Annotated in this window: 11 protein-coding genes and 1 pseudogene; 5 read left to right on the forward strand and 7 right to left on the reverse strand. The window is 60.9% G+C overall.

Going from position 1 to position 11,895, the window contains the following annotated elements; all coding sequences use genetic code 11:
• Positions 1–95: 95 nt before the first annotated feature.
• Positions 96–935 (reverse strand): annotated as a pseudogene (locus DFR48_RS08360) (IS110 family RNA-guided transposase); the annotation flags it as partial.
• Positions 936–1,196: 261 nt separating this feature from the next.
• Positions 1,197–3,890: an aconitate hydratase AcnA gene (acnA, locus tag DFR48_RS08365; RefSeq protein WP_114362724.1), complete on the reverse strand. Its 2,694-nt coding sequence runs from the start codon at positions 3,888–3,890 to the stop codon at positions 1,197–1,199.
• Positions 3,891–4,166: 276 nt separating this feature from the next.
• On the opposite strand from acnA, the gene ccmA reads away from it, so the two are divergent.
• The 5 genes from ccmA to DFR48_RS08390 are packed head-to-tail and all read left to right on the forward strand — an operon-like array spanning position 4,167 to position 7,055.
• Complete coding sequence (ccmA, locus tag DFR48_RS08370; RefSeq protein ID WP_114362989.1) at positions 4,167–4,814, forward strand: heme ABC exporter ATP-binding protein CcmA; 648 nt, start codon at positions 4,167–4,169, stop codon at positions 4,812–4,814.
• Positions 4,811–5,470 (forward strand): heme exporter protein CcmB, encoded by a 660-nt coding sequence (ccmB, locus tag DFR48_RS08375; RefSeq protein WP_114362725.1) that lies wholly within the window; start codon positions 4,811–4,813, stop codon positions 5,468–5,470. Before ccmA ends, ccmB begins: the two co-directional genes overlap by 4 nt.
• 45 nt (positions 5,471–5,515) lie before the next feature.
• Positions 5,516–6,283 carry a heme ABC transporter permease gene (locus DFR48_RS08380; protein WP_114362726.1) on the forward strand — a complete coding sequence of 256 codons (768 nt, stop codon included), beginning with the start codon at positions 5,516–5,518 and terminating at the stop codon, positions 6,281–6,283.
• The gene (gene ccmD, locus DFR48_RS08385; RefSeq protein ID WP_114362727.1) at positions 6,280–6,453 is read left to right on the forward strand and encodes a heme exporter protein CcmD; all 174 of its coding nucleotides are present in this window, start codon (positions 6,280–6,282) and stop codon (positions 6,451–6,453) included. The genes DFR48_RS08380 and ccmD overlap by 4 nt, the downstream gene beginning before the upstream one ends.
• Positions 6,450–7,055, forward strand: coding sequence for a DsbE family thiol:disulfide interchange protein (locus tag DFR48_RS08390; RefSeq protein WP_114362728.1), 606 nt, complete (start codon positions 6,450–6,452; stop codon positions 7,053–7,055). Before ccmD ends, DFR48_RS08390 begins: the two co-directional genes overlap by 4 nt.
• 1 nt (position 7,056) lies before the next feature.
• Here the strand turns inward: DFR48_RS08390 and DFR48_RS08395 are convergent, their stop codons facing one another.
• From DFR48_RS08395 to dapF, 5 genes are read right to left on the reverse strand one after another with little or no spacing between them, the layout of a single operon-like run.
• Positions 7,057–7,635: a DUF2585 domain-containing protein gene (locus DFR48_RS08395; RefSeq protein ID WP_245415570.1), complete on the reverse strand. Its 579-nt coding sequence runs from the start codon at positions 7,633–7,635 to the stop codon at positions 7,057–7,059.
• An 11-nt stretch (positions 7,636–7,646) separates the two neighbouring features.
• Positions 7,647–8,381, reverse strand: a complete 735-nt coding sequence (locus tag DFR48_RS08400; protein ID WP_114362730.1) for a septation protein A — start codon at positions 8,379–8,381, stop codon at positions 7,647–7,649.
• Positions 8,378–9,679, reverse strand: coding sequence for a signal recognition particle-docking protein FtsY (gene ftsY / locus DFR48_RS08405; RefSeq protein ID WP_114362731.1), 1,302 nt, complete (start codon positions 9,677–9,679; stop codon positions 8,378–8,380). The genes DFR48_RS08400 and ftsY overlap by 4 nt, the downstream gene beginning before the upstream one ends.
• A 17-nt stretch (positions 9,680–9,696) precedes the next feature.
• A complete protein-coding gene (mtaB, locus tag DFR48_RS08410; protein WP_114362732.1) occupies positions 9,697–10,971 on the reverse strand; it encodes a tRNA (N(6)-L-threonylcarbamoyladenosine(37)-C(2))-methylthiotransferase MtaB in 1,275 nt (424 codons plus the stop codon).
• Positions 10,968–11,882 carry a diaminopimelate epimerase gene (dapF, locus tag DFR48_RS08415; RefSeq protein WP_114362733.1) on the reverse strand — a complete coding sequence of 305 codons (915 nt, stop codon included), beginning with the start codon at positions 11,880–11,882 and terminating at the stop codon, positions 10,968–10,970. Before dapF ends, mtaB begins: the two co-directional genes overlap by 4 nt.
• Positions 11,883–11,895 lie beyond the last annotated feature (13 nt).

The following is an 11,895-nucleotide window of genomic DNA, read 5'->3' on the forward strand; positions in this document are numbered from 1 at the left end:
CTGGTCTTCCGGGGCGCGCCCCGGAAGACCAGCGGCCGCAGCACCTGGGGAAGATTCAAACGGCACTATTGGGGAGTATTGCTCCGGTACTGACACCGGTCGAACACGGCTTTCATGGCTGGGTCGAAGCGGATCGCCGGTAATGCAGCGATATAGAGCGCGTCCCGTACCGGTTTTCTTCCACCTGTGATCATCCGCTTACCCCGCATCAGTCCACTGTCGCGGTTGATTGGCGCAACGCCGACCAGCTTTGCGACCTGGCCTTTGTTTAACAGCCCGAGTTCGGGAAGCCCGGCAATCAGGGCGCATGCGGTCCGCAATCCGATGCCTTTGAGCGAAGTGAGGATTTGTGCCTTGTCCGCCAGGTCCTTGTCTGACTTCAGGCAGGCGTCCATGGCCTCGATGACGGACTGACGCTGTTGCAGGAGGAATGCCAGAGTTTCCTCGATCCACGCCCTGGCTTGGGCATCGCCGCGGGTACGGAGCTTCTCGCGCCTGTTCTTTTCCTGCACGATCATGTGCGACAACTGCCTGTAGCGCGAGACCAGATCGACCAGCGCTGTCTGTGCTGGCGAAGATAGAGTGAGCACCTTGGTTTCCATACGTCTGGCGTAATCTGCCAGAATGAAGGCGTCGATCCTGTCGGTCTTGGAGAGCTGGCCGCAGGCGCGTGCGAACTGCCTGATCTGTTTGGCATTCACTTTCGCCACTGGTAGGCGAGCCGCCAGCAGCGCCTCCACGACGGGGCGCTCATAGCCGCCAGTCGGTTCGATAACAAGGCGCTCGACGTTATCCTGCCGAGCGACGAAGGCAAGGAAGCCGGCGATCCCACAGGCATCATTAGAAAAGCTTGCCGAGCGCGCCTCGGGAAGCACACAGATGTCGAAGGAGGATTTCGATATGTCGATGCCGATAAAACGGTTAGTATAGGCCATGAGGCTGCTGTCTCCCTTATACGCGAGCGCGAAGCTCTCTCAACGGTTCGACAAAGCCTCGAAATGCGCAAAGGGTTATGCTTTCTTACGAACGTAAGTTCAGGCCGCCTAGGGCCAACCGCTTTGCGCATCGTCATCGCGGTGTTGCAATCACCCAATGACAAACGAGGCCGGTGCATCATAACAAATGCACCGGCCTCGCAATGTATAAGCCGCCGGGAACTATGTCCCGGCGGCGTGTAATCTTAAGCGGCTTGGCGGTCAGGCGGCGAGATCGCGCAGAACGGTCTGCAGGATGCCGCCGTTCTCCATGTAAGTGACCTCGTCGAGCGTATCGATGCGGCAAAGCAGCGGAACTTCCTTCACCGAACCATCGGCATAGGTGATCTTGGCGATCTTGGTTTCGCGCGGTTTGATGTCGCCTTCGAGACCGTCGATGGTGACCGTTTCGTCGCCCTTGAGGTTGAGCGAAGCCCAGGTCGTGCCGTCTTCGAAGGTGAAGGGAACGACGCCCATGCCGACCAGGTTCGAGCGGTGGATACGCTCAAAGGACTGGGCGATCACGGCCTTGACGCCGAGCAAGTTGGTGCCCTTCGCGGCCCAGTCGCGGGACGAGCCGTTGCCGTATTCGACGCCGGCGAAGATGACGAGCGGAACGCCCTCGTCCTTGTACTTCATGGCCGCGTCGTAGATCGACATCTCTTCCTTCGACGGATAGTGGATGGTGTAGCCACCTTCCTTGCCGTTCGGGCCGAGCATGTGGTTGCGGATGCGGATGTTGGCGAAGGTGCCGCGCATCATGACTTCATGGTTGCCGCGGCGCGTGCCGTACTGGTTGAAGTCCGCGACCTGGACACCGTTGTCGAGCAGATATGCACCAGCCGGCGAGGCGGCCTTGATCGAACCGGCCGGGGAGATGTGGTCGGTAGTGATCTTGTCGCCGAACAGGCCGAGGACGCGGGCGCCCTTGATGTCGTGCAGGCCCTCGCCGGTTTTCTTCATGCCGATGAAGTAGGGCGGGTTCTGAACGTAGGTCGACTTGTCGTCCCAGGCATAGGTCTGGCCTTCCGAAACCTGCACGGCCTGCCAGTTGGCGTCGCCCTTGAATACGTCGGCATACTTCGATTCGAAGAGTTCGCGGGTGACGTATTTGTGGATGAACTCCTGCACCTCGGCAGAGGTCGGCCAGATATCCTTGAGGTAGACCGGATTGCCGTCCTTGTCCTCGCCGAGCGGTTCCTTGGTCAGGTCTTTCTGGACCGAACCAGCGAGCGCGTAGGCGACAACGAGCGGCGGAGAGGCGAGATAGTTCGCCTGAACGTCGGGCGAAATGCGGCCTTCGAAGTTACGGTTGCCCGACAAAACGCCCGCAGTGATCAGGCCCTTGTCGTTGATCGTCTTCGAGATCGCCGGCGGTAGCGGACCGGAGTTGCCGATGCAGGTTGTGCAGCCGAAGCCGACGAGGTTGAATCCGAGCGCGTCGAGTTCCTTCTGCAGGCCGGACTTGGCAAGGTATTCGCCGACGACCTGCGATCCTGGTGCGAGCGAGGTCTTGACCCACGGCTTGGTCTTCAGGCCCTTGGCAACGGCGTTGCGGGCGAGAAGGCCGGCGGCGATCAGGACGCTCGGGTTCGACGTGTTGGTGCAGGAGGTGATGGCGGCGATGCAGACGTCGCCATGGCCGAGATCGAAGTTCTCGCCTTCGACCTGATAGCGCGTGGCGAGCTGGCCCGGCTTCTTGTAGTCGCCTTCGAGGGCGGTTGCGAAGTTCGGGGCGATGGTTTCGAGCGGCAGGCGGCCTTCCGGACGCTTCGGGCCGGCCATGGACGGTACGACGTCACCAAGGTCGAGTTCGAGTGTGTCGGTGAAGACGAGATCGGAACCGTCACCTTCGCGCCACATGCCCTGTGCCTTCGAATAGGCTTCGACGAGGGCGATACGATCCTTGCTGCGGCCGGACATGTCGAGATAACCGACCGTTGCCGAGTCGACCGGGAAGAAGCCGCAGGTCGCGCCGTATTCCGGGCCCATGTTGCCAATGGTCGCGCGATCGGCGACGGGCAGCGTGTCGAGGCCGGGGCCGAAGAACTCCACGAACTTCGAGACGACACCCTTCTTGCGCAGCATCTGCACGACGGTCAGCACGAGGTCGGTGGCGGTGACACCTTCCTTCAGCGTGCCGGTCAGCTTGAAGCCGATGACCTCAGGCAGAAGCATGGAGACCGGCTGGCCGAGCATGGCGGCTTCGGCTTCGATACCACCGACGCCCCAGCCCAGCACGCCGAGACCGTTGATCATCGTGGTGTGGCTATCCGTCCCGACGCAGGTGTCCGGATAGGCGATCGTCTCTCCGTCCTCTTCCTTCGTCCAGACGGTCTGACCGAGATACTCAAAATTCACCTGGTGACAGATGCCCGTGCCCGGAGGAACGACGCGGAAATTCTTGAAGGCCTGCTGGCCCCATTTCAGGAAGCGGTAGCGCTCCCCGTTGCGCTGGTATTCGAGCTCGACGTTGCGGGCGAATGCCTGGGGCGTGCCGAATTCGTCGACGATAACCGAGTGGTCGATGACAAGGTCGACCGGAACGAGGGGATTGATCTTCTCCGGATCGCCGCCGAGCGCCTTGATGCCGTCACGCATCGCGGCGAGGTCGACGACCGCCGGAACGCCGGTGAAGTCCTGCATCAGGACACGGGCCGGGCGGTAAGCGATCTCGGCTTCAGTCAGACCCTTGTTGGCGAGCCAGGCGGCGACACTTTCGATGTCGGCTTTGGTGACTGAACGTCCGTCCTCGTTGCGCAGCAGGTTCTCAAGAAGCACCTTCATCGAGTAAGGGAGCTTCGAGACGCCTGCGAGGCCGTTCGCTTCCGCCTTGGGAAGGCTGTAATAGACGTAATCCTTGCCATTCACGGTAATCGTGGATCGGCAATTGAAACTGTCGAGTGATTTGGACACGGATATGAACCCCGCTTATTCTGATAGCCAACACATTCGTGCGGACGCCTATGCACTTCATGCACATCAGGATGCGGGTGCGACCATTTCCGCTGTCCGCCCGAGAAAACCGCTCCTGGCAATCTTCAAGTTCGGCACAAGGATGAACTACACGCCGGCCGCTGGCGTGGTTGCAGGTCTTATAGATAATTTCTAAGAAGGGTACCAGACCAACGAATGGCGAATTTCTACAAATTTTTTTCAGGGCCCGAAGGGCCTCCGCTGGAAGGCTGGAACATGCGGCTGAGTGCCGAAAATCTCTCCGCCAAGCGCGGCGAAGACTTCATTTTCGAAGACATCTCCTTCACGCTGGGCGCGGGCGAAGCACTGGTGCTGACGGGACGGAACGGTTCGGGAAAATCGACGCTCCTCAGGGTGCTCGCCGGTTTGCTGAGACCCGAGCGAGGCCGTGTGGATTTTGTCGCCGCCGGAGATCACGAAAGCCGCCCTGCTCGCGAGGCGAGCCACTATCTCGGCCACCGCAATGCGATGAAGCATGAGCTGACGGTGTCGGAGAACCTCGTCTTCTGGAAGCAATTCCTCGGTGACTTCAGCGGGGGTAATGGCGCGTCCGTAGAGGATGCTGCCCATGCGGTGGGCCTCGAGGGCATCACGCATCTTCCCTTCGGCTACCTTTCGGCCGGCCAGCAACGGCGCTTCGCGATGGCGAAGCTGCTGGTGGCCTACCGTCCGGTCTGGATTCTCGACGAACCGACCGCGGCCCTGGACGCAAGCGCTGACCGTATGTTTGCCGGTCTGGTCCACGATCATCTTGCAGCCGGCGGGATCGCGATCGCAGCGACGCACCAACCGCTTGGCCTCAACGCCGCCTGCGAACTGAAGATGACGGGGTTCTCCGGCGCCCCCGGAGGTGTTTGGCAATGATGGCGCTCTTCCTACGTGACCTCAAGCTTTCCGTCAGGGCCGGTGGTGGCGCGTTGATCGGCGTCCTGTTCTTCATGACCGTCGTTGCCGTCATCCCGTTCGGTGTCGGACCTGATCTCAACCTGCTTTCGCGTATCGGACCCGCCATCGTCTGGATCGGCGCCCTTTTGTCAGCATTGCTCGGGCTCGACCGCCTTTTCCAGGCCGAGCGGGACGACGGGTCGCTGGATCTGATGCTGATGCAGGAGTCGCCACTGGTCTTAACGGTCATCGTCAAGTGTCTGGCGCATTGGACTGCGACGAGCCTGCCGCTCGTCATTGCCTCGCCCCTGCTTGGCCTTTTCATGAACATGAACGAGATCGCGATCGGGGCGGTGATGCTGACCCTGCTCGTCGGTTCGCCCGCCATCACGTTTATCGGTGCGGCAGGTGCAGCTGTGGCCGTGGCGCTTCCGCGCGGTGGCCTGCTCGTGTCCATCCTCGTACTTCCGCTTGCCATTCCCGTGTTGATCTTCGGCGTCAGTGCGTCCTATGCGGCGGTCGAGGACCCCGCCCCATTTATGCCGCCCTTTCTGTTTCTGATCGCGATCGTGCTCTTCTTTGCCGTGATCGGCCCTGTGGCCGCTGCCGTCGCCTTGCGCAACGCCTCGGATTGATTGGTATCAATTGCAGCAAAACGGCAGTCAGGTTAGAAGTGTTCTATGAACCAAGCGAGCCTTACCATCTCCAAGATCACCGACCTTGCAAACCCCACCCGTTTTCTCGCACTTGCCAGGCGCGTGATTCCGTGGCTCGCGGTCTTGACCGCGCTGTTCTTCGTGGTTGGCCTCTATCTGAGTTTCACGACCGAGGGCGATTATCAGCAGGGCATGACGGTGCGCATCATGTATGTGCATGTGCCTGCCGCCTGGCTCTCGATGATGTGCTACACCGTCATGGCGATTTCCGCCATCGGAACGCTCGTTTGGCGTCATCCGCTGGCCGACGTGTCCCACAAATCCGCAGCGCCGCTTGGTGCGGCATTCACGTTCATCGCTCTTCTCACCGGCTCCCTCTGGGGTAAGCCCATGTGGGGTACGTGGTGGGTCTGGGATGCCCGGCTCACCTCGGTTTTCGTGCTGTTCCTGATGTATCTCGGGCTGATCGCACTCAACCGTGCCGTGGATGAACCCTCCAAGGCTGCGCGGCTCAGTGCAGTTCTCATTCTCGTCGGATTCGTGAACATCCCGATCATCAAGTTCTCGGTCGAGTGGTGGAACACGTTGCACCAGCCGGCTAGCGTGATGCGCATGGGCGGCCCGACGATCGACGTCGAGTTCCTTCGCCCGCTACTCGTGATGGCGATCGCCTTTACCCTTCTCTTTTTCACACTGCATATCGCGGCCATGCGCAACGAGATCTGGCGCCGTCGGATCGCCGTCCAGCGACGACTCGCCGCACGTATGGCGGGCCGGGAGACCTCGCAATGAGCCACGACTTTTATATCTATGTGTCGTATGGCGTGAGCGGTTTGGTCATCCTGGCTCTGATCGGTTGGGTCTGGCTGGATGGCCGTGCACGGCAGCGGGAACTGAAAGCGCTGGAAGCGGCGGGTGTCCGCCGCCGCTCGGCGACGGGTGCGAGTGATCAGCAGGCATGAGTGAGAGATTGAGCGAATCCCCCGAAAAGGCTGGTCGAGGCATTGGCCGCTACGCCTTGGCGATCGTGCCGCTGACCGTCTTTCTGGTCATTGCCGGCACTGCCGGCAAGATGCTCTATGATCAGGATTTCAACGGCAAGAGCACGACGGAAATTCCCTCCGCCCTGATCGGCACAAAGGCGCCCGATCTTGACTTGCCCGTGCTCGAAGGCGCGCAGGTGCCGGCACTGACTTCCAAGGTCGTTGCGGGCAAGCTGACACTGGTCAATGTCTTCGCGTCCTGGTGCGTTCCTTGCCGGCAGGAGCATCCCATCCTCAAGGATCTCGCAAAGGATCCGCGGCTTACGGTCGTCGCCATCAACTACAAGGACACCAGCGAGAATGCGCTGAAGTTCCTCGGCGAACTCGGAAATCCCTACAGCGCGATCGGCGTCGACCCCAACGGCAAGGCGGCTATCGACTGGGGTGTTTACGGCATTCCGGAGTCGTACCTTGTCGACGCCGACGGGACGATTGTCTACAAGCGCGTCGGTCCCTTCGACGCGCTCTCGCTCGAGAAGGGGCTCTATCCGGCGATAGAGAAGGCGCTGGCAAAAGGCTGAATCAAAGGCCGGCCTGCCACACCTTGATGGCTTCGATAGGCCACAGCAGCATCAGCACGTTCAGCGTCAGGTTGTCACGGATCAGCCATCCGACGTAGATCTCCAGGAACACAGCGATCGAGACTGTCAGCCACACGGGCGCGCGTGCGGCGAAGAGGAAGCCGACGACCATGAACAGGGTGTCCATGGTGGAGTTCAAGATGCTGTCGCCCTGATAGCCGATCGCCATGGTCGCCGTGCGATATCGGTCGATGACGAGCGGGGAATTTTCCACCAATTCCCATGCGGCCTCGATCAGGGTCGCAAACGCAAGTCGCATGGACAATGGCCGTCGTCTAAAGAGGACGAAAGCGAGAAGATAAAACAGGAAGCCGTGAATGATGTGCGACGGTGTGTACCAGTCCGCAATATGCTGCGAGTTTCCTGCGGTGTTCACACCGGGCTCGAAGAGCTTGATATAGCCGCATTCGCAGATAGGTATCCTGCCCATCAGGTGAAGGATGCCGATCTGTGCAACGACGATCAGGCCGATGGCGGACAGCCAGAGGCGGGTCGCTTTGTGGCGATCCTGCGGATCGATCGCGGTGATCGTCACTTCGTCTCCTCCGTCTGTTCCTCGAGTGTGTGACGCATGATCAGCGGCATCTGTGCGAGCGTGAAGAGGATCGTGATCGGCATCGTGCCCCAGACCTTGAAATTGACCCAAGCCTCGTCGGAGAAGTTGCGCCACACCACTTCGTTCAGGACGGCCAGAAATAGAAAGAAGACACCCCAGCGCAGCGTCAGCTTTCGCCAGCCGATGTCATCGAGTTGGAAGGCCGCGTTGAAGACATAGCCGAGCAGTGACTTGCCGAAGAAAAGCCCGCCGAGCAGGACAGCGCCGAAGAGCGTATTCACGATCGTCGGCTTCATCTTGATGAAAGTCTCGTCCTGCAGCCAGATGGAGAGCGATCCGAAGACCAGTACGACGATACCCGAGACGAACGGCATGACCGGCAGGTGACGAAAGACGATCTTGGAAACGATCAGAGACGCAACCGTCGCGGCCATGAACAACGCGGTTGCGATGAAGAGCGGACCCCCCACGGTAGCAAGCACCGGGAACGTCTTTGCAAGCCATTCGCCACGAAGGTTACCGAAGAAGAAGATGAGCAATGGGCCCAATTCCAGCGCCAGTTTGAGAAGTGGATGGTGCTTCTCTTCCTCCGTTGGTTTCTCGGATTCAAACTGCGCTTCGACCTGGGCAATGACCGTTCCTCGTACAGGGTCTTGCTTCAGGCGCGAGAAACCATTTGTGAACCAGCGAAAGCGCTGTTGCTTGCTCATGCGTTTACTCCTGCAATCGCCTTGGCGAAATCGTCCGCCTCGAACGGTTCGAGGTCATCGATACCCTCGCCGACACCGATGAAATACACCGGCAGCTTGTGCTTGGCAGCGATCGCGACGAGGATGCCGCCGCGGGCAGTGCCGTCGAGCTTCGTCATCACCAATCCATTGACGCCGGCGACGTTACGGAAGATCTCGACCTGAGCCATCGCGTTCTGACCCGTGGTCGCATCCAGCGTCTGGAGTACCGTATGCGGTGCATCAGGGTCGAGCTTGCCGAGCACGCGGACAATCTTCTCGAGCTCCGCCATCAGTTCCGTCTTGTTCTGCAGACGACCGGCGGTATCGATGATCAGGACGTCCGAGCTTTCGGCCTTGGCACGCTCGAAGGCGTCATAGGCGAGACCCGCCGCGTCCGCTCCGAGTTTCGTGCCGACAAAGGTTGACCCGGTACGATCGGCCCAGATCTTCAGCTGTTCGATCGCCGCGGCACGAAAGGTGTCGCCGGCCGCCAGCATGACCTTCAGGCCGGAACCCGAGAGTTTCGCCGCCAGCTTACCGATCGTGGTGGTCTTGCCGGTGCCGTTGACGCCGACGACCAGGATGACGTGCGGCTTATGGCTGAGGTCCAGTTCGAGCGGTCGTGCAACGGGTTTCAGAACCTTGGTAATCTCGTTTGCCATGATGCGGGCGACGTCTTCGCCGGTGACATCCTTGCCGTAGCGCTCGGAAGAGAGCGTGTCGGCGATGCGCATTGCCGTCTCGACACCGAGGTCGGCCTGGATGAGCAGGTCCTCGAGGTCCTGAAGCGTGTCCTCATCGAGCTTGCGCTTGGTGAAGAGGGCGGTGATCTGTCCGGTCAGCTGCGAAGACGTGCGGAACAATCCGGCGCGCAGACGCTGGAACCAGGAGCGCTTTTGAACAGGCTCCTCCGGCACGTCCTCCGGCGCAGCCGTACCTAGCGCAAATCCCTTCGGAAGAGCAGGTTCGGCGAGACTCGCCTGTTCCTTTTCTCCAACCGGAGGCATCGCCTCGGCGTCTTCCTGTTCCGTTCTAGCTTCCGTATCCGAGGGCACTTCCGGTGCCGCGTCACGGTCGGCGGGCAGGGGAGAAGCCTCTTCCAGCTCGGGCGGTGGGGTCTTCGCCGTGTCTTCGGGCGTCAGATCGGCAACGGCCTGGTCTTCCGCGGTGCGGAACAACGGCTCTTCTTGGGTCGGAGCACCGTGCTCGGCGGGTGCCGTGCTCGCCGGCTTGTCCTTGCCGAAAGTGAAGACCTTCTTGATGAAGCCGAGCGCCATGAACAATCCGTTCGAGATCAGGCAGCCGAGCGGCTAGCCAATTGCATTTCCAGGTTCTTGCCATTGTGGCCGGTGATCGTGACGGTCACAAGGTCGCGTGGCGCAAGCCCGGAGGCCTCGACCAGCGAGAAGTTTTCCGTATGGCCCATGCCGTTGTTTTCGACAAGGATCGTCTGACGCGTTCCGACCATTGACGACAGATGTGCGGTATGAAGCTTCTGGGCGCTTTCGCGCAAGCGTGCCGCTCTCTCCTTCACCAGCGTGCGATCGACCTGCGTCATGCGCGCCGCCGGCGTGCCCGGGCGCGGACTGTAAGGGAAGACGTGGAGGTGTGCGATGCCGATCTCCTCGGCAAGGCCCACGGCGTTCCCGAACATTTCCTCCGTCTCCGTCGGAAAGCCGGCTATCATGTCCGCGCCGAACGCAATGTCCGGCCGCAGTGCCCGGACCTTTCTCGCGAAGTTGACTGCGTCCGAACGGCCGTGGCGACGCTTCATCCGCTTGAGGATCAGGTCATCTCCATGCTGCAGCGAGAGATGAAGGTGCGGCATGAAGCGCGGCTCATCCGCGATGAGATCGAACAAATGGCTGTCGACTTCGATACTGTCGATCGAGGACAGGCGTAGCCGCCGGATCTCCGGCACTTGCTTCAGGAGCGTTTTTGCAAGCAGGCCAAGACTCGGCCCGCCGGGAAGATCGGCACCATAGCTGGTCGCGTCGACGCCGGTCAGCACCACTTCGCGATAGCCGTTTTCAGCAAGCCTGCGGGCCTGCTCGACGACTGCACCCATCGGGACAGAACGGGAGTTGCCGCGGCCGTAGGGTATGATGCAGAATGTGCAACGGTGGTCGCAGCCGGTCTGAACCTGCAGAAAGCCGCGGACGTGGCCATCGATATGCGCGACCATTTGCGGCGCAGTTTCCGAAATGCTCATGATGTCGTTGACGCGGATCTTTTCCTCGCCTTCGACCCCGAAATCCGGAATCCTCCGGTAATATTCAGCTTTGAGTTTCTCCTCATTGCCAAGGACGGCATCGACCTCGGGCATTGCGGCAAAGCTCTGGGCATCGGTCTGAGCGGCGCAACCGGTCACCACAATCCGGGTGTTCGGATTCTCGCGGCGCGCGCGGCGGATCGCCTGGCGCGCCTGCCGGACAGCTTCGCCGGTAACCGCACAGGTGTTGATGAGAATCGCATCGCTGAGGCCGGCTTTGGCCGCTTCAGCCTTCATCACTTCGGACTCATAGGTGTTGAGTCGGCAGCCGAAGGTAATGACCTCGATCCCGCTCACGAGGCGGATGCTCCGCTTTCCGACGGTGTGCTGCGCTGCCAGGCGCCGGTCGCCGGATCGAGCGTGCCGGACCATTCCCATTCGGCGGGGCCGGTCATGACCACACGGTTGTCGCGTTCGCGCCATTCGATCGTAAGGGCCTGCCGGTTCGGGCTGGACGCGACGGTAACAGTCACCCTGCGGCCGGTCCGGCCGGTGCGTGCGCCGCTGACGGCCGCCGCGCATGCGGCTGAACCACAGGCGAGCGTTAGGCCCGCTCCGCGTTCCCAGGTGCGGGTCGTCATTGCGTCGGGTGCGGTCACCTGCGCCAGTGTGATGTTCGCCTTTTCAGGAAACATTGGATGATTTTCGAGAAGCGGACCGAAACGGTCGAGATCGAAGGTCATCGGATCGCGGTCGACCCAGAAGATCGCGTGCGGATTGCCCATCGAAACGGCCGAGGGTGAATGCAGGATCGGAGCGTCGATTGGGCCGATCTGCAATTCGATGCGGCTGGTGTCGTGAAATTCTTCGGCAAGTGGAATGCGGTTCCACTCGAAGACGGGTTCGCCCATATCGACCGAAATGGTACCGTCCTCATGCTCGACGGCATTCAGGATCCCGGCGATGGTCTGAAATGTGAAGGTCTTGCGTCCTGTCTCGGCTGCAAGCGCCTGCACGACGCAGCGCGTTCCGTTACCGCAGGCCTGCGCTCGCGTGCCGTCGCAGTTCAGGATATCGATATAGGCGTCGGTGCCAGACAGCTTCGGATCGTGGATCGCCATGATCTGGTCGAACGCCGTTTCCGGGTTACCGGCGAGGCTGACGGCCGCCCCCGGCGAGACCCGGTCGGCACGGCCGCGCATGTCGACGACCAGGATCTTGTTGCCAAGCCCGTTCATCTTCGCGAATTCGACCGTCGCTGCCGTCATGCTGTCACTTTCG

This window comes from Ciceribacter lividus, assembly GCF_003337715.1.
In the GTDB taxonomy this organism is placed as follows: domain Bacteria; phylum Pseudomonadota; class Alphaproteobacteria; order Rhizobiales; family Rhizobiaceae; genus Allorhizobium; species Allorhizobium lividum.